The sequence below is a fragment of the Brevibacterium sp. HMSC07C04 genome (assembly GCF_001815905.1).
Lineage (GTDB): Bacteria > Actinomycetota > Actinomycetes > Actinomycetales > Brevibacteriaceae > Brevibacterium.
In genome coordinates this window covers 21,933-38,234 of the sequence record NZ_KV823267.1, presented here as the reverse complement: position 1 = coordinate 38,234, position 16,302 = coordinate 21,933, and the positions used below count along the sequence as shown (strand labels likewise).

The following is a 16,302-nucleotide window of genomic DNA, read 5'->3' as shown; positions in this document are numbered from 1 at the left end:
TGGTTGCTGTGCATGCCTGATCGGGGTTCGTCAGTGTGCCCGCGGTGTGGCAGTGTTCCGACCTTGTGAGCCTCCGGCCGGTGAAGAAAAGAAGTTGACGAGGGCCCACACCGCGGAGGCCAGGATCAGCGGAATTGTCATCGCCCACGAAACAAACGCGATGACGGCCTTCGCAACCCAGCCCTCGTCCCCGGCCTGCGACCACACGGTTGCGCCGATGCTGATGAGCAGAAATGCGCCTGCCGCGCAGAGCAGAATAATGAAGACGGTGCGTGCACCCTGTGTCTTCGGCATCATGGTCTTGGCCAGCATTTGAGCCTCCATTCAGTCGGCTGCTGGCCTCGCTGCCAGCATTGCCGTGACACTACATTGCGGGAACGGGACATTGTCGTTCGCCTCCAGTTTTTTTCTTGCCCTTGTGGTTGCCCCTAAACGGCGGGGAAAGTGAACTGCCCGGTCCCATAGTCTCGGACGAGGCCTGGCGGGAAGGTCTGCCGCCGGTATTATTGCGGGTGCAGAGGAGGACGAATGTCACAGGAGCTTTCGGAACTCGAAGCGCAGATTCTGCGCTTCGAAGGACAGTGGCACACCTACGGGGGTGCCAAGGACCACGCGATCCGCGAACAGTTCGACATGTCCGCCGCCCAGTACTTCCAGGTGCTCGGCAGACTCCTCGACAGCCCCGCGGCCCATGCTGAAGATCCCGTTCTCATCAAACGGCTTCGCAGAATCCGCGACTCACGACAGGAAACCGGAGCACAGGCGAGGATCCCGCGCTGATGGCAGACAAACACCAGTACGAAACCCGTGCAGAACGCCGTGCAGCAGACGCTGCAAACCGCCGAGGCGGAGCCCACCGGGCCGTCTCATCGGCAGGCAGCCATAAAGCGGCGACCGCTGTTGTCATCGTTCTTGCGCTGGTGGCTGTTCTCCTGATCGTCGGTGCGGTCAACATCATCCGCTCCGCAGGCTCAGACCCGGAAGCCAAAGTCGAAGAACAGCAGCAGAAGGAACCTGGAGCAGGCGACGATGCCAAGGACAAATCGTCACAGTCAGGCGAGCCCGGTGAGAGCACGCAGAGTGAAAGCACCCCGAGTGACGGCGAATCAACCGGCGGGGGAGTGACGACCGTCGAAGCTGAAAGCGGCGATCCCAATCTGTCGATCCTCAACGCATCCGGCGTCAACGGTGCGGCCAGGAAGTTCGCCGACCAGTATGAAGCACAGGGCTGGAAGATGGGGCGCGTGAGCAACGCGGGCACCCGGGTGTCATCTACGACCGTCTACTATTCGTCCTCGGAGTACAGCGATGCTGCTGAGCGCGTGGCCGAGGGGCTTGGCGGTGTGAGCGTCGAACAGTCCCGTCGCTACCAGGTGGGCGTGACAATCCTCATGGGCCCGGATGTCGCCGACAGCGATCCCGCCGAGGGCTGACCGAGAGCTGGCCTGGAAACCGGGCCGGTGAAGCTCCCTGCGGGCGGTAGACTGAAGTTTCGTTCCACACTTGGGAGATGACATGACACAGGGAACCGTCAAATGGTTCAACGCGGAAAAGGGCTACGGCTTCATCGCCGTAGACGACTCTTCCGACGAAATCTTCGTCCACCATTCGGCAATTCAGATGCAGGGCTACCGGTCGTTGGCCGAAGGCGGTCGCGTGCAGTTCGACATTGTGCAGGGGGATAAGGGCGCGCAGGCTGAGAACGTCGAACCGCTCGACTGACAGCCGCCGCAGCCGAACTGAACTGCTCACGAGGGGGAGGAACAGGTCTTCTGTCCCTCCCCCTCGTCGTGTTCCTTAGACGGGAGCCCAGTGGGCCCTGCGAGGTGCCAGCGGCAGGGGATTGGTATTTGCACTCTCAGGTCGAGAGTGCTAAATCTAGTGGTGGTGAAACGCACTGCCCAGGCAGAGGACGCCGGGCCTGAAGAAGGGATTCAGGCTCTGCTTCCTGCCGTCGCGGGCACCTGGCAGTGCTAGTCAACTGCCACCCCTTACAGGGAGGAAGCCAGCCACTATGGCAAAGCTCATTGCATTCGACGAAGAAGCTCGTCGCGGCCTGGAGACCGGCCTGAACACCCTGGCTGATGCAGTCAAGGTGACGCTCGGTCCCCGCGGACGCAATGTTGTTCTCGAAAAGAAGTGGGGCGCACCCACCATCACGAACGACGGCGTGTCCATCGCCAAGGAAATCGAGCTCGAAGACGCCTACGAAAAGATCGGCGCCGAACTCGTCAAGGAAGTCGCCAAGAAGACCGACGACGTCGCAGGTGACGGTACGACCACCGCTACCGTTCTGGCACAGGCTCTCGTGTCCGAAGGTCTGCGCAACGTCGCAGCCGGTGCAGACCCGCTCAGCCTCAAGCGCGGCATCGAAAAGGCCGTTGAGTCCCTGACCGAAGTTCTGCTCGACTCCGCTAAGGAAATCGAAACCAAGGAACAGATCGCTGCCACCGCCGGCATTTCCGCTGGCGACCCGGCAATCGGCGAACTCATTGCCCAGGCCATCGACAAGGTCGGCAAGGAAGGCGTCGTCACCGTCGAAGAGTCCAACACCTTCGGACTCGAACTCGAACTGACCGAAGGCATGCGCTTCGACAAGGGCTACATCTCCGGTTACTTCGTGTCTGACGCAGAGCGCCAGGAAACAGTGCTCGAGGACCCCTACATCCTCATCGTCAACTCGAAGATCTCGAACGTGAAGGCCCTCCTGCCGGTTCTTGAGAAGATCCAGCAGTCCGGCAAGCCGTTGCTGATCATTGCCGAAGACGTCGAAGGCGAAGCCCTCGCCGTCCTCGTGGTCAACAAGATCCGCGGAACCTTCAAGTCGGTTGCCGTCAAGGCCCCCGGCTTCGGCGACCGCCGCAAGGCCCAGCTTGCAGACATCGCGATCCTCACCGGCGGCCAGGTCATCGCCGAAGAGGTCGGGCTGAAGCTGGAGAACGCATCGCTGGACCTGCTGGGCACCGCCCGCAAGGTCGTTGTCACCAAGGACGAAACCACCATCGTCGAAGGTGCAGGCGACGCCGACGAAATCGCCGGCCGCGTGCAGCAGATCCGCACCGAGATCGAAAACTCGGACTCGGACTACGACCGCGAGAAGCTGCAGGAGCGCCTGGCCAAGCTGGCCGGCGGTGTTGCAGTCATCAAGGCCGGAGCCGCAACCGAAGTCGAACTCAAGGAAACCAAACACCGCATCGAAGATGCCGTCCGCAATGCCAAGGCGGCTGTGGACGAAGGCATCGTCGCCGGCGGTGGTGTGGCCCTCATCCAGGCAAGCGACAAGGCCTTCGAAAACCTCAACCTCGAAGGTGACGAAGCCACCGGTGCTGCCATCGTCAAGGTGGCCATCGAAGCTCCGCTCAAGCAGATCGCCATCAACGCCGGCCTCGAACCCGGAGTTGTGGCCGAAAAGGTGCGCGGACTCGAAACCGGCCACGGTCTCAACGCCGCAACCGGCGAATACGAAGACCTCCTGGCAGCCGGTGTCAACGACCCGGTCAAGGTGACCCGCTCTGCTCTGCAGAACGCCGCCTCGATCGCCGGCCTGTTCCTCACGACGGAAGCCGTCGTGGCCGACAAGCCGGAACCCGCTCCCGCGGGTGATCCCACCGGCGGAATGGGCGACATGGGCGGCATGGGCTTCTGATCCGGCCAACCGTGAACACGCCCTCCTAGGGCACAGGCCGCGGGCGCAGACGAACTGTCTGCGCCCGCGGTTTTTCTGTGTCTGGGGTGGCTGGCTTTTTGTTGGCATCGACCGCGTTCTATGCATTGGCAGTGACCCGGCCTGTGGCACGGCCTCTAGCCTGAATCGCGCTGCGGACGGCGAAGGTGGGCGTCACGAATTCATGGTGTTTTCGCACTCAGAAGGTCCATTGCGGCGTGCTTCGCCGTTTCGAGGCTGCCGCTTTCCGGATTCACCCCGTGTTGGGCTATCCCGCCCTCGAGCAGCAAAAACACATAATCTGCCAGAGCTTCTCCAGCCTCACTGCCAACCTCTTCTGTGACCAAGCGTCGGACTGCACTCAGTACAGCCTGTTTGTGGCTTCGGATGACTTCGATCCCGGGGTGGTTCCCTCGCAACTCAGCTGCCGCATTGAGGAATGCGCATCCGTGAACAGCGCCGTCAGCATCGTCGGTGTAAGCCTCGAATACAGCGTTGATCCGTGGGCGCGGCGCTTCGGCCAACCGGTTGTCCAGGCGTGTCTGCCAGCGTTGATTGCGCTGCTGAAGATAGGCCTCCACCAGGCGCTCTTTGGACCCGAATCGATTGTAGAGAGTGCGCTTTGTCATGCCCGCTTCCGCGGCGATGGCTTCAACCCCCACAGCGTGGATGCCATGGGTGTAGAACAGCCGCTCAGCGGCATCGAGAATACGGTGCGCCCCGGGGGTGAGGTTGGTCAGGGCACTGCGGTCCATATGCACTCCTCGGTTGTTTTCACTGACCAGTGTACCTAGAATCAGTTTCACTGATCGGTAAAGGTGGCTCGAATTGTCTACCTTCGCACGAAGGGAGTTGCGCTTTGGTGCAGGTCGCAGAATCTGAGGGCGATAAGCAGCCTCTTTCCATTTGCTCAACAGCTGCATTGGGTGCTGCGGGAGCGTGCCTCATAGCTGTCTGCTACGGGCTTGCCCGATTCGCCTACGGACTGTATTTGCCTGCGTTTCAGGACGATCTTGAACTCGGGTCAACGGCTTCTGGGGTGATCGCAGCCGCCAGCTATGCCGCCTACTGCGCCGGTATAGCAGCCTCAACTGCCCTGACTGCACGGTTCGGCGCACGTACGGTCGCCGTGTCTGCTGGGCTGCTTGCGACGGCTGGCTGTGCTGCAATTGCTGCCGCACCTTCAGCGCTGGTGCTTGGAATAGGCGTGACTGTCGCAGGGTCCAGTACGGGCGTGGCCTCACCCCCTTTGGCCAGGGCGGTCGCAGACCATGTTGCAGCGCGACGGCAGGATCGAGTCCAGACCGTGGTAAACGCCGGAACCGGTTTCGGCGTGGCAGTCTCAGGTCCTGTCGCTCTGCTCACGCATGAGCACTGGCGCGCAGGCTGGTGGGCCTTTGCTTTGGCGGCCGCCGTGGTGTCGTTCTGGACGTGGAAGGCGGTTCCCGCTGGCCCGATCGGTGCAGCTCGCTCGGCAGGTGCAGAGGGTCAAGGCGAGTGGCGCGGTCTATTCCCCGCTGGCGCGTGGGCTTTGCTTGGCGGGTCAATGATCATGGGGGCAGCCAGCACGGCCGGTTGGACGTTCGGACCGGCCCTGCTGCAGGACGCTGGCGGTCATGGTCCGAGTCTGACCACGGCAGCGTGGATTGTCCTGGGAGTGTGCGGGTTGGCAGGTGCAGCCGCTGGGGATCTGGTGGCACGTCTATCTCTGCAGACCGCGTGGCGGGTGTTGATGATCGCACTTTCCGGGGCAACGGTGGTATGGGCGCTATGGCCCCACAGCGCTGTGGTTGCAGTGGTGGCATCAGGCGTGTTCGGTGCGGTCTACATCGCTTTAACCGGTGTGCTGCTCGTTTGGGGAACCCGGTTGTATCGCGGTCGAGCGTCAACGGGGGTCGGCTTGGCCTTTCTGGCAATTGCTGCAGGCCAGTCTCTGTCAGCCTTTGTCCTCGGCGGGTTGGCTGACCTTGCAGATTTGCAGGCAGCGTTTTTAGCAGCCGCGGGCATGGGTGTGCTTGGTGGATTGATTCGGCCAGTGCGGACCCGAGTTCAATGGTGAGTGTTCTCGTTCTGGTTGGGTGCACTGTCTGCGCCCGCGGTTTTTCTGTTGTCTACACGAGCGGCACAGATGTGAGGCTCAGTTTCTTCGCAGATTCGGTGACCATAATGAGCCCCGTACACCGCACGCGGAGAAGGGACTTTCATGGGCTTCGCTTTCCTCGTCATTCTGGTTGTGGGAGGTGCTGCGGCGTTTGCCATCGCACGCAGCAACAAGAAGAACGAAGAAGCAGCTCGGCAAAGCGAACTGGCAATCGTTGCCAAAGCGTCAGAAGAAGACGTCACGCAGTTCGGTGAAGAAGTTCAGGCTCTTGATCTTGAAACCGCCGGCGTGGATCTCGGCGACGGGGGTCGGCAGGACTACCAAAAGGCAATCAGCTGCTACGACCTCGCAAAGGATCTTCTGAGCAAGGTCAACCGGCCCGAAGACATCCGCCACGTGACAGAAGCCCTGGAAGACGGCCGCTACGCCGCCAGCTGCGTCCGTGCCCGCGTGGAAGGCAAACCGCTGCCCACTCGCCGCCCTCCGTGCTTCTTCAATCCGCAGCACGGTCCCAGTGTTGAAGACATCGACTGGGCGCCCGCCGGTGGACAGCCGCGCCCGATTCCCGTGTGCGCCGCAGACGCCGAGCGCGTTGCAGTCGGGGCCGAGCCCTCAGTGCGCAAGGTGACGCTCGCAGACGGAATGTCGCGCAGAGCCTACTGGGAAGCCGGTCCGGCCTATGCCGAATACAACCGCGGCTACTATTCGAACTACGCGGGTTCCGGCATGCTTCCGGGTGTGCTCATGGGTGCGATGCTCATGGGGCCGATGATGGGCGGCATGGGAGCTTGGGACGGCTCCTACGCCGACGGCTACCAGGACGGTCTGGCCGCTGACGGCGGTATCGGCGATGGCGGCGACATGGGCGGAGACATGGGTGATTTCGGCGGAGGCTTCGGCGATTTCGACTTCGGCTTCTGATTGACTGATATCAGACAGCAGAAGGAGAACAGTGGAAGAAGTCTGGATTCGCGACGACAGCATTCGCCTGGGCCAAGTGCTCAAACTCTCTGGCTTCGTTGAAGACGGAGTCATGGCCAAGGAGCTCATTCAGGACGGTCAGGTGTTCGTCAACGGCGACCTCAATTCGCGACGCAGCTCAAGCGTCAACGTCGGCGATGTCATAGCCGTGCCCGCACTCGACGTCGAATTCACAATCACACGGGGCTGAGGCCGCCGCGCAGGCAAGCGGGCGCATTTGCCCAGCGCTGCGTGTCAGCTGAGCCCTCAGCCGACCTCAGTCGTTCATACCCGGCGCGTCCCACAGGGGAGACCACTTGGAGATGTCTTCCTCAAAGCGGAGGTCCGCGCCGATTGCCGCTTTGATGTTGAACTCTTCTGCGTTGTCCCTGCGGTGCGGTCTCGTCTGCACAAACGGGTAGAACGTCCCGCGCTTGTACAGGTAGACCAGAGCGGCACGCGCACCGGCGGGCGTGCTGAAGTACAGGGACGAACACAGCAGCATGGGGCCGAATCCCGCGTTTTCAATTGAGCTGTTCACGGCGTGAAGGTTCGTCACCAAGCCGGGGATGTCCCGTGCCGGGCTTTTCAATACGTGCCACGAATAGCCATAGTCGTCCTGGTCGGTGCGGACCTCTAGTTCGGCATCTTTGGCTATGAGCGCCGATGCTTCGCGCACAGCATCGGCAGATGCACCGCCTTCAACTGCACGGTAGGCCACGGACGCAACACCCGTGGGTGCGTAGTCGGTTGCGGCCTCCAGGGTCAGTGCTGCCGGGGGCAGGCCGAAAAGAGCATCGAGGTTTGGCTTGACCGGCTTGGAGCGTCCCAGCAGAGCGTCGAAGAATCCCATGAGGCCTCAGCGCTGTGAAAGGCTGCGGGCGATGTCCTGCAGCTGGGCCAGGCGCTTCTCCAGGCTGGGGTGGGTGGAGAACAGCTGGCTGACGGACTTTCCGTTGACGGCGGGAATGAGTGCGAGGTGATTGGCCGCCCCTGCTTCTCGCAGGTCTTGGTCAGGCACCTTGGTCATCTGACCGGAGATCTTCATAAGAGCGCTGGCCAGTGTTGACGGCTGCCCCGTGAGATAGGCGGCGGCACGGTCAGCGGCCAGTTCGCGGTACCGGCTGAGGGTGCGGATGAGCACAAAGCTGATGCCGTAGACGACGGCTCCCACCAGCATCATGGCGATCATGACGGCCGCGCCGTTGTTGTTGCGCCCGCCATAGCGGACGTACATGCCGGAGCGAACCATGAGGCCTGCGACGACGCCGGTGACTCCGGCGACGGTCATGACGGTGACATCACGGTGGGCAACGTGGGCAAGTTCGTGGGCGAGCACCACTTCGACTTCTGCCGGTTCGAGAGTTTCCAGCAGGCCGCGGGTTACGCACACGACGGAGTGCTGGGGCGAGCGGCCGGTGGCAAAGGCGTTGGGCACGGGAGTGTCTGCGAAGGCGACGCGCGGCTTGGGGGAGTCGGCCAGCTGAGTCAGCCGGTCGACGATGGCGTGCAGTTCCGGTGCTTGTTCGGCAGAGACTTCGTAGGCGCCCATGGCGCGCATGGCGAGTTTGTCAGATGAGTACCACTGGAAGAAGAAAGCGCCGAAGCTGATGAGCAGCGCGATCACCACACCGCCCAGGGACTGCCCCAGGATCCACCAAATGGCCAGAATCAGGATGACGTAGATCAGGCCGTTGAGAAAGATAGCCCACCCCATGCGGATGGACAGCCCGCGGTCTTTGACGAACCTGTTTCTGGCCACTGTGCTCCTCTTGGTGTGCGCGGCGGGCCGATGTCCCGGCCCGCCGCGCTGTGTGTCAGCCCTGCTGGGTGTTGTTCTCTTCTGCCGAAGCGCCGGTCGGCTGGTCGGCTTCTTCTGCGTCCTGAACGTCTTCGAGCTGTCCCTGCGGCTTGGACGCCGGAAGGGATTCGCGCATGCGCTGCAGTTCCATTTCGACGTCGTTATCGGAGCTCATGGCCGCCAGCTGACGGTCGATGTCGTCACCGCCGGTGCCGCTGAAGTCTTCCAGCGCGCCGGTTTCGAGCAGTTCGTTCATCGCCCCGGCACGCGCCTGAAGTTCGTTGGTCTTGTCTTCTGCGCGCTGGATGGCCAGGCCGACATCACCGAATTCGTCGGAAATGCCGCTGAAGGCTTCGCTGACCTTGGTCTGGGCTTCGGCGGCGTTGTAGTTAGCTTTGAGGGTTTCCTTGCGGGTGCGGAACGATTCGACCTTAGTCTGCAGACGCTGAGAGGCCTGCGTGAGCTTCTGCTCTTCCGCCTGCAGGTTCTGGTGCTGCGCCTGGAGGTCTTCGATCTGCTGCGCCAGCCCGGACTTGCGGGTCAGGGCTTCGCGGGCGAGGTCTTCACGGCCCATTTCAAGAGCTTTCTGGGCCTGGCCCTGCAGTTTGGCCGACTGCGATTCAAGCTGGCTGATCTGCAGTTCCAGGCGTTTGCGGCTGGTGGCGACATCGGCAACACCGCGGCGGACCTTCTGCAGCAGGTCGAGCTGCTTCTGGTACGAGTAGTCGAGGGTTTCATTGGGGTTCTCAGCGCGGTCGAGGGCCTTGTTGGCCTTGGCGCCGAAGATCATCTTGATCCGCTGGATAATGCTCATGGGCGCAGATTACTCCTTGCAGTGACTGCCTGGCATGTCTTCTGCCCAAGCCTAACGGTCCCGGCTGAGAAAACCCGAGTTCTGCTCAGCCGGGACCGTGATTTTGTGCATTCAGCGAAACCTGTGTCCGGTCGATAGGCCTCCGGAAGGTCAGGCGCGGAAGAGTTTGGTGTTGGCGCTTTCGACCTCCGCATACTGCTGGCCTGCAAGAGCCAGCGCTTTCTGAATTTCCGTGAGCGATTCGTGGACTTTGGTCTGCACCTGCTGCCAGTCGGCCACCACGGTTTGGAAGCCGGCGGATGCTGTGCCGGTCCAACATTCCTGGAGCGCGCGCAGCTGGTGCATCAGCCGATCGACTTCGCTGTGCAGATTGGCTGCGCTGTGCGAAGCGCTGGAAGCGGCTTGGGTGATGCGTTCGGCGTCAATGTTGATAGTGGACATGAGGCTCCTTCTTTGTCGATGAGCACCGGGTGGTGTCATCACGAGAATGCGCCGGGCACCCAAGGCAGGAAAAGGCAAGAAGAAAGGCTGTGGAAACAGTCCCGTGTCTCCACAGCCTTTCGCGCGCAAGTGGCCCGTGCCGCAAGCGGCCGGCTCAGCGGGCCTTGAGTGAAACGGTGACTTCTTTTGTCTTGCCGTCGCGGATGATCGTCAAGGGCAGTTCCTGCCCGTCTTTCTGCGCTCGGACAAGAGCCTGCAGTGATATGGCGGAGTTGACGGTGGTGCCGCCGGCTTTGACGATGGCGTCGTCCTTGCGCACACCTGCAGCGGCTGCGGGGGAGCCGTCTTCAACCTTTGACACGACGGCTGCGCCCATCGTGATCCCGTCGTTTTCCACAGATCCCGACGTGATGTTCACGCCGAGGTAGGCGTGTTTGGCCTTCCCTGAGCTGATGAGCTGATCGGCGATGTACACCGCCTGTGTGGCGGGGATTGCGAAGCCGATGCCGATCGACCCGGCCTGCTCTCCTTCGGAAGTGGGCATGGTGGCAATTGACGAGTTCACGCCGACGAACTTGCCTGCCGCATTGATGAGCGGCCCGCCGGAGTTTCCGGGGTTGATGGCTGCATCGACCTGAATGGCGTTGGTGATCGTCGAAATGTCCGCTTCGCCGCCGGAACCCTTTTGCTGGGTGGCGACCGGACGGTTGAGCGCGGACACGATCCCTGTGGTGACGGTGTCAGCAAGACCGAGTGGATTGCCCAGCGCCATTACGGGCTCACCGACTGTGAGGCCGCTGCTGTCGCCGATCGGCAGAGGGGACAGCCCCTCGGGCTTGGTGGACAGCTTCAGCACCGCGATGTCGGTGATGGGGTCGCGTCCGACGATTTTCGCGGCAACGGAGGACCCGTTGCTGAACACCACGCTGATCTGCGACTGTGCGGAATCGCCGGGGGCAACCACGTGGTTGTTGGTCACAATGTGGTCGTCCTTGTACACGAAGCCCGAACCGAGGGCTTCGCCTTCGGCACCGCGGGCTTGGATCGAGACGACTGACTTCGACGCGTCAGCAGCGACCGCCGTCCAGTCGGGGCTGTCGACGGTTTTGACTTCCTGGTCACTGGTTGACGTCTCGATTTCCGAATGTCCATCGCGGCTGCCGCCGATTCCGCCTGTTGCCGCGGTGACACCCACTGCCGTGCCGCCGCCGATGAGTGCCGCGATGACGCCGGTGGCGATGAGCGCTCCCCAGCCGGGCCCGCGTCGAGGAGGCTGAGCCGGACGCGGCGGGACGGGAGGCGGCCCCTGTGGGCCGAAAGGCGGACGGCCGCCCGGTTGAGGGGTGGGCTGCAAAGGTCGATTGCCCTGCTGCTGTCCCGCATGCGGAGGATGCTGAGTGGCCCGCGGAGGGACTTGACTGCCCACTTGCTGCCGGGCGTGAGGAGCCTGGCTGCTTGGGTGGTGGGCGCGAGGGTTCGGCCCGGGGGCGTGCGGCAGAGCCGGGTTGCCCGGCTGCTGGCCCTGCTGCGGGTGCCCGGCGGGCCCAGGCGGTTGATTTCCAAAGCCTCCGGCCTGCCCTCCGGGCTGTCGTCCGGCGGGGGCTGCAGCCCCCGCCGGACGTTGTTGCCCTGCTGGTTGATCTGGCCCCGCTGCCCCTGTCGGGTGTTCTTGCCCTGCCGGACGCCCTGGCCCTGCCGGCTGATTCGGCTTGGACGGCTGTTCTGGCTTTTCCTGTTGGGCCTGCCCCGCTGGCTTGCCTGGGTTCGCCCGGCCCTGCTGGCCGACTCGCGGTGGCTGTTGAGAGCTGCTGTTCTGCGGGCGCTCGCCTGTGCCGTGCGTGCCGTCGTTGGGCTTATCGGGGTGGCGCGGATCGGTCATGAGCGGTCCTTTCTGGTGGTTTCAGGCAGCACGCCCTCCGGCGGAATGGGCAGGTCGACGCGGAACGTTGCTCCGCCGCCGGGAGTTTCGTGGACGGAGATTTCGCCCTTATGGGAGTCGATTATCGCCTTGACGATTGACAGCCCCAAGCCGGACCCGCCGGTGGAGCGGTCGCGGGATGAGTCCAGACGGTAGAACCTTTCGAACACTCGGGGAGCTATCTCAGGATCAATTCCCTCGCCGTGGTCGCGCACTTCAATGCGCACGCGTCCCGCGGGGAATCCTTCGAGAATGTCGGGAACGATGATGCCCCCGGTGCCCGGCGGTGCCAGCGGCTGTTCGCCGGCAGCCGTCTGCGCCTCGGCAGTCGCACTTGCGCTGTTGTCTGCAGCAGTGCTCGTCTTCTGGCCTGCCGAGCTGGCCTGGGCCTTTTCCGGAGCTTTTGCCGTGTTTGTCGCACCGTTCTTCGCTGTGGCCTTGTCCTGAGCCTTGCTTTGGCCCTTGCCCTGGGTTTTGGCGTCGGTGCGGCTGCTGTCGCGTTTGAATATGCGGACCGGCCCGGTGACGAAATCAAGTGCACCGCGGGACTGCTTGGCTGTTTCGTCAGTATTGTCGGCAGCGTCGCTGCTTTCGGGAACATCTACGACTCCGACGGCGAAGTCGATTGCGACATCGTCCGCCGTGTGCCGCAGGGCATTGCCCGCCAGGTTGCTGACGACTTGTCGGAGTTTGGAATCAGCGCCTTCGATGAGCGGAAGTTCGGGTGCGTCTTCGCCGTCGAGGCCTATGAACGAGATTTCGCGCTGGGGTGCCTGGGCGGCAGTGTCGGCTGCGGTGTCGCGGACGGCGGCGGCCATGTCTACGGGACCGATTTCAGCGCGGCGCTCGCTGTCGAGCCGGGCAAGCACCACGAGGTCTTCGACGAGATCGCCCATGCGGATGGACTCAGCTTCGATCCGGCCCATGATCTGGCCGACGTCTTCGGGCTTCTGCACAGCACCCTGCCGGTAGAGCTCCGCGTAGCCGCGGATGGTGACAAGCGGTGTGCGCAGTTCGTGGGACGCGTCCGAAACGAATTGTCGGATGCGCTTTTCGGAGGCTTTGCGCCCGTCAAAGGAGTCCTCAATGTGCCCGAGCATGGTGTTCAGGGCACTGGACAGGCGCCCGAGCTCTGTGGAGCTGGGGTATTCAGTCACGCGCTGCGAGAGGTCGCCGGCGGCAATGCGGGAGGCCGTTTTTTCGATGTCGCGCAGAGGACGGAAGGTGTTGGTGATGGCGAAATAGCCGACGCCGCCGACGATCGCCAGCGCCAGTACGCCGATGCCGATCATCGTATTGCGGGCGTACTCGCTGATGTCGTCGATGTCCTTGTCAAACGGAAGGGCGATTGCCACGAGCATGTCGGAGTTCTTCAGCGGCAGGGTGCGCACCCGCCACTGCGACGTGCTTCCGGGAACGGTGAATGGCTGGCTGCGGTTCTCTGCAACCGTCTTCGTGTTGACTTCCGGCAGGTAGGGAACGTTGGTCTCCGAGGGGGCGACCGGGTCATATGCTTTGCGGCCGTCTGCCGTGTAGAACTGCACGTAGTAGGTTCCCGGCAGCATTGAGCTGATGATCTGGTCTTGCGAGGTGTTCTGCAGCGGGGTGCGCGTCATGACTTCGTCGGCAGCTTTGATGGCCAGTGCCTGCGATGTGGTGACCAGGCGCTGGTCTGTGCGCTCGATGAGCGATGCGCGAAGGTTCTCAAGGACCCATGCGCTCGTGCCGGTGAGTACGAGCAGCATGAGGGTCATCATGATCGCCAGCAGCTTGCCGGTGAGCGACCAGTCTTGCCACAGGACGTGTGATGAGCGGCGCTGAGCGGGGGTGGTCAAAGTCAGTGTGCTTTCCAATGCAAAGGGGCGAGCCTGTCGGTCCCGCCCCTTGTCGATGCATGTTTACTTGGAGTCTGTCGTGCGCAGCATGTATCCCACGCCCCGTTTGGTCTGGATCATGGGAGTCCATTCGAGGTCGATGGGGTTGCCGGCTTCGTCTGTCTTGGGGGCTACGTCGATCTTGCGGCGCAGATACGAAATATAGGATTCCACGATTCCGGTGTCGCCGCCGAAGTCGTACTCCCACACGTGGTCGAGGATCTGCGATTTCGACAGCACGCGGTTGGCGTTGAGCATGAGGTAGCGCAGCAGTTTGAATTCGGTGGGGGACAGGTCGATGAGGATGCCCGCGCGGCGCACTTCGTGGGTGTCGTCGTCGAGTTCGAGTTCGCCGACTTCGATGACGGCGGTCTCTTCTTCTTCTGCGGCGTGGGTGCGGCGCAGGACCGCCCGGATGCGAGCGACGACCTCTTCGAGGCTGAACGGCTTGGTCACATAGTCGTCACCGCCGACGGTCAGGCCCGTGATCTTGTCCGAGGTGTCATCGCGGGCGGTGAGGAACACCACCGGAATGTGGAGGCCGGACTGGCGCAGACGGCGGGTGACGGTGAACCCGTCCATGTCGGGGAGCATGACGTCGAGCACCAGGAGGTCCGGCACCTGCTGTTCAGCCAGGCGCAGGGCTTCGGCCCCGTTGGCTGCCGAAATGACTTCGAAGCCGGCAAACCGCAGGCTGGTGGACAGCAGTTCGCGAATATTGGGTTCATCGTCGACAACGAGCAGGGTCGCTTCGACTTCCTGCGTGTCCTGGTCTGGGGTGATGGGAGTCGTCATGCCATCAGTCTGCTCTTCAAGTCTGAATGTTTGCTGGAAGCTGCCTGAATATCATTGTTGCATGGATCACATTGAGTGCGTATTCGTTCAGTGCTGTGCATGCAGGGGCCCATCTGTGGACCAGGTTGAGAGCGCGGCACACAGAAAAGGCTCGGAGTCTAAGAGGATTCTCAAACTCCGAGCCCCGGCAGCCTTAGGCGGACCCGCGGAAGCCAGCGGAAATGGGCGGGCCGAACCGGTGCGGGTCGGCGTGGTTCCAGTCTTCGGCCCAGCTGCGGCGCGGTGTGCCCAGAAGTTCGCCTTCTTCCAGCCAGTCATAGGCCTCGGCGTAGGACTCGGTGCGCGACTGCGAAACGCGGCGGAACACGTGCGAGGGGCGAAGCTGATCGGGACTGTCCAAGCCGATCGTGGCTATCATCTGCGCTGTTTCTGCAACGGTCGACTTGTGATAGTGGTACACCTGCTCGGCCTTGTCATCGACATCGAGCCCGCGGTACAGGTGCGGGTTCTGCGTGGCCACGCCGGTGGGGCACTTGTTGGTGTGGCAGCGCTGGGCCTGAATGCAGCCGGTGGCCATCATCATGGCGCGCGCAGCCAGGCAGTAGTCAGCGCCCTGGGCAATGCGGCGGATGATGTCGGTGCCGGCGACGATCTTGCCAGCCGCGCCGATCTTGATGTGTTTGCGAAGTCCCGCACCCACGAGCGCGTTGTGCATGAGGATGAGGCCCTCGGTCAGCGGCGTGCCCACGTGGTCTTCGTATTCCAGCGGGGCGGCGCCTGTTCCGCCCTCGGAGCCGTCAATCACGATGAAGTCCGGCAGGATGCCGGTTTCCAGCATGGCCTTGACGATTGCCAGAACGTCCGTGCGCAGGCCCACGCACAGTTTGAAGCCGATCGGCTTGCCGCCGGACAGTTCGCGCAGCTGACCGACGAACTGCATGAGTTCGGTCGGAGTTGTGAAGGCCGTGTGCGATGGCGGGGAGATGCAGTCTTTGCCGGGCACTACACCGCGGGCCTCAACGATTTCAGGCGTGATCTTCTCAGCCGGCAGAACACCGCCGAGGCCGGGTTTAGCGCCCTGTGACAGTTTGATGAGCACGCCCTTGATGTGGGGGTGGACGACCCTCTGGGCGAACATTTCGGGGTTGAAGTTGCCTTCGGGAGTACGGCAGCCGAAGTAGCCGGATCCGAACTCCCACACGATGTCCGCCCCGGATTCCAGGTGGTAGCGAGTCACACCGCCCTCACCGGTTTCCTGGAAGAATCCGCCCTTGTGGGCCCCGCGGTTCATGGCGCGCACCGCGTTGACGGACAGAGCACCGTAGGACATGGAGGCGATGTTCAGCAGCGAAACGTCGAACGGCTGGGAACACTGCGGTCCGCCGATGACCACCCGGTGTTCGCCTTGGGGGCGCTTGCCGGGGACAACGGAGTGCAGCAGGTATTCGTAGCCGGAGTCGCGGACTTCCAGTTCCGTTCCGAAGGACTTTTCAGCGTGGATGCCGCGTGCGCGTTCGTAGATGAGGGCGCGGGCGTCGGCGTCGTAGGGCCGACCGTCCCAGTTCCTTTCCACAAAGTACTGCTGGATCATGGGGCGGATCTCTTCCATGAGGTACCGCATGTGGCCCAGCAGGGGGTAGATGCGCAGCACGGCTAGTCGGGGTTGGACGACGTCGTAGATCGCCAGCGCCAGCAGAGCCCCGAAGATGACGACGGCTATGAGCCACCAGAGAGTGTGGAGAATTGCCAGTGCGATGCTGCCGAGGAACAGCAGCGCGACAGCTGTGATCGTGAGAATGGCAAACATGGGTACAACGTTACCGCCCGACGGTGACTTTCACCCCGTCGAGTCCGGGCCGATTTCGGCAGTACCTCAGCGGGGCTTCTCAGGCGTGATGTCGGGGAAGTGCGGCCTCCACCCGTCTTGACTTCAA

At 62.7% G+C, this 16,302-nt stretch carries 17 protein-coding genes; 7 read left to right on the top strand and 10 right to left on the bottom strand.

The window, feature by feature from the left end; genetic code table 11:
* Positions 1–30 precede the first annotated feature (30 nt).
* The gene (locus HMPREF3162_RS07365; RefSeq protein WP_070574777.1) at positions 31–312 is read right to left on the bottom strand and encodes a hypothetical protein; all 282 of its coding nucleotides are present in this window, start codon (positions 310–312) and stop codon (positions 31–33) included.
* 216 nt (positions 313–528) lie between these two features.
* On the opposite strand from HMPREF3162_RS07365, the gene HMPREF3162_RS07360 reads away from it, so the two are divergent.
* The 4 genes from HMPREF3162_RS07360 to groL all read left to right on the top strand — a co-directional run bounded on the left by HMPREF3162_RS07360 (position 529) and on the right by groL (position 3,646).
* On the top strand, positions 529–780 hold the full coding sequence (locus tag HMPREF3162_RS07360) for a DUF3263 domain-containing protein (RefSeq protein WP_070574775.1): 252 nt from the start codon (positions 529–531) through the stop codon (positions 778–780).
* The gene (locus tag HMPREF3162_RS07355; protein WP_070574773.1) at positions 780–1,433 is read left to right on the top strand and encodes a LytR C-terminal domain-containing protein; all 654 of its coding nucleotides are present in this window, start codon (positions 780–782) and stop codon (positions 1,431–1,433) included. The genes HMPREF3162_RS07360 and HMPREF3162_RS07355 overlap by 1 nt, the downstream gene beginning before the upstream one ends.
* A gap of 82 nt (positions 1,434–1,515) precedes the next feature.
* Complete coding sequence (locus HMPREF3162_RS07350; protein WP_070574771.1) at positions 1,516–1,722, top strand: cold-shock protein; 207 nt, start codon at positions 1,516–1,518, stop codon at positions 1,720–1,722.
* A 292-nt stretch (positions 1,723–2,014) separates the two neighbouring features.
* Entirely contained in the window at positions 2,015–3,646 is a 1,632-nt protein-coding gene (gene groL / locus HMPREF3162_RS07345; RefSeq protein ID WP_070777482.1) for a chaperonin GroEL, read from the top strand.
* Between the two features lie 200 nt (positions 3,647–3,846).
* Here groL and HMPREF3162_RS07340 read toward each other — a convergent pair whose 3' ends face one another.
* A complete protein-coding gene (locus HMPREF3162_RS07340) occupies positions 3,847–4,578 on the bottom strand; it encodes a TetR/AcrR family transcriptional regulator (RefSeq protein WP_226829338.1) in 732 nt (243 codons plus the stop codon).
* Between HMPREF3162_RS07340 and HMPREF3162_RS07335 the strand changes: the two genes are divergently transcribed.
* The 3 genes from HMPREF3162_RS07335 to HMPREF3162_RS07325 all read left to right on the top strand — a co-directional run bounded on the left by HMPREF3162_RS07335 (position 4,527) and on the right by HMPREF3162_RS07325 (position 6,936).
* Positions 4,527–5,723, top strand: a complete 1,197-nt coding sequence (locus HMPREF3162_RS07335) for an MFS transporter (RefSeq protein ID WP_070574765.1) — start codon at positions 4,527–4,529, stop codon at positions 5,721–5,723. The genes HMPREF3162_RS07340 and HMPREF3162_RS07335 overlap by 52 nt on opposite strands.
* A gap of 144 nt (positions 5,724–5,867) precedes the next feature.
* The gene (locus HMPREF3162_RS07330; RefSeq protein WP_070777480.1) at positions 5,868–6,686 is read left to right on the top strand and encodes a hypothetical protein; all 819 of its coding nucleotides are present in this window, start codon (positions 5,868–5,870) and stop codon (positions 6,684–6,686) included.
* Between the two features lie 31 nt (positions 6,687–6,717).
* Positions 6,718–6,936: an RNA-binding S4 domain-containing protein gene (locus HMPREF3162_RS07325; RefSeq protein WP_070777479.1), complete on the top strand. Its 219-nt coding sequence runs from the start codon at positions 6,718–6,720 to the stop codon at positions 6,934–6,936.
* A 66-nt stretch (positions 6,937–7,002) separates the two neighbouring features.
* Here HMPREF3162_RS07325 and HMPREF3162_RS07320 read toward each other — a convergent pair whose 3' ends face one another.
* The 8 genes from HMPREF3162_RS07320 to HMPREF3162_RS07285 all read right to left on the bottom strand — a co-directional run bounded on the left by HMPREF3162_RS07320 (position 7,003) and on the right by HMPREF3162_RS07285 (position 16,175).
* The gene (locus HMPREF3162_RS07320) at positions 7,003–7,578 is read right to left on the bottom strand and encodes a PspA-associated protein PspAB (protein ID WP_070777477.1); all 576 of its coding nucleotides are present in this window, start codon (positions 7,576–7,578) and stop codon (positions 7,003–7,005) included.
* A 6-nt stretch (positions 7,579–7,584) separates the two neighbouring features.
* On the bottom strand, positions 7,585–8,487 hold the full coding sequence (gene htpX, locus HMPREF3162_RS07315) for a zinc metalloprotease HtpX (protein ID WP_070574758.1): 903 nt from the start codon (positions 8,485–8,487) through the stop codon (positions 7,585–7,587).
* A gap of 55 nt (positions 8,488–8,542) precedes the next feature.
* Positions 8,543–9,340 carry a PspA/IM30 family protein gene (locus HMPREF3162_RS07310; protein WP_070574756.1) on the bottom strand — a complete coding sequence of 266 codons (798 nt, stop codon included), beginning with the start codon at positions 9,338–9,340 and terminating at the stop codon, positions 8,543–8,545.
* A 150-nt stretch (positions 9,341–9,490) separates the two neighbouring features.
* Entirely contained in the window at positions 9,491–9,781 is a 291-nt protein-coding gene (locus tag HMPREF3162_RS07305) for a WXG100 family type VII secretion target (RefSeq protein WP_070574754.1), read from the bottom strand.
* A gap of 154 nt (positions 9,782–9,935) precedes the next feature.
* Complete coding sequence (locus HMPREF3162_RS07300; RefSeq protein ID WP_070777476.1) at positions 9,936–11,135, bottom strand: S1C family serine protease; 1,200 nt, start codon at positions 11,133–11,135, stop codon at positions 9,936–9,938.
* A 521-nt stretch (positions 11,136–11,656) separates the two neighbouring features.
* Positions 11,657–13,534, bottom strand: a complete 1,878-nt coding sequence (locus HMPREF3162_RS07295) for an ATP-binding protein (protein WP_070777474.1) — start codon at positions 13,532–13,534, stop codon at positions 11,657–11,659.
* Between the two features lie 63 nt (positions 13,535–13,597).
* Complete coding sequence (locus tag HMPREF3162_RS07290) at positions 13,598–14,368, bottom strand: response regulator transcription factor (protein WP_070574750.1); 771 nt, start codon at positions 14,366–14,368, stop codon at positions 13,598–13,600.
* 193 nt (positions 14,369–14,561) lie between these two features.
* The gene (locus HMPREF3162_RS07285; RefSeq protein ID WP_070777473.1) at positions 14,562–16,175 is read right to left on the bottom strand and encodes an FMN-binding glutamate synthase family protein; all 1,614 of its coding nucleotides are present in this window, start codon (positions 16,173–16,175) and stop codon (positions 14,562–14,564) included.
* Between the last annotated feature and the right edge of the window lie 127 nt (positions 16,176–16,302).

Bases quoted from the DNA above. Each gene is read 5' to 3' on its own strand.
- HMPREF3162_RS07310 (WP_070574756.1), bottom strand. From the start codon at position 9,340: ATGAGCATTATCCAGCGGATCAAGATGATCTTCGGCGCCAAGGCCAAC.
- HMPREF3162_RS07320 (WP_070777477.1), bottom strand. From the start codon at position 7,578: ATGGGATTCTTCGACGCTCTGCTGGGACGCTCCAAGCCGGTCAAGCCA.
- HMPREF3162_RS07285 (WP_070777473.1), bottom strand. From the start codon at position 16,175: ATGTTTGCCATTCTCACGATCACAGCTGTCGCGCTGCTGTTCCTCGGC.
- HMPREF3162_RS07360 (WP_070574775.1), top strand. From the start codon at position 529: ATGTCACAGGAGCTTTCGGAACTCGAAGCGCAGATTCTGCGCTTCGAA.
- groL (WP_070777482.1), top strand. From the start codon at position 2,015: ATGGCAAAGCTCATTGCATTCGACGAAGAAGCTCGTCGCGGCCTGGAG.
- HMPREF3162_RS07330 (WP_070777480.1), top strand. From the start codon at position 5,868: ATGGGCTTCGCTTTCCTCGTCATTCTGGTTGTGGGAGGTGCTGCGGCG.
- HMPREF3162_RS07290 (WP_070574750.1), bottom strand. From the start codon at position 14,368: ATGACGACTCCCATCACCCCAGACCAGGACACGCAGGAAGTCGAAGCG.
- HMPREF3162_RS07365 (WP_070574777.1), bottom strand. From the start codon at position 312: ATGCTGGCCAAGACCATGATGCCGAAGACACAGGGTGCACGCACCGTC.
- HMPREF3162_RS07350 (WP_070574771.1), top strand. From the start codon at position 1,516: ATGACACAGGGAACCGTCAAATGGTTCAACGCGGAAAAGGGCTACGGC.
- HMPREF3162_RS07355 (WP_070574773.1), top strand. From the start codon at position 780: ATGGCAGACAAACACCAGTACGAAACCCGTGCAGAACGCCGTGCAGCA.
- HMPREF3162_RS07305 (WP_070574754.1), bottom strand. From the start codon at position 9,781: ATGTCCACTATCAACATTGACGCCGAACGCATCACCCAAGCCGCTTCC.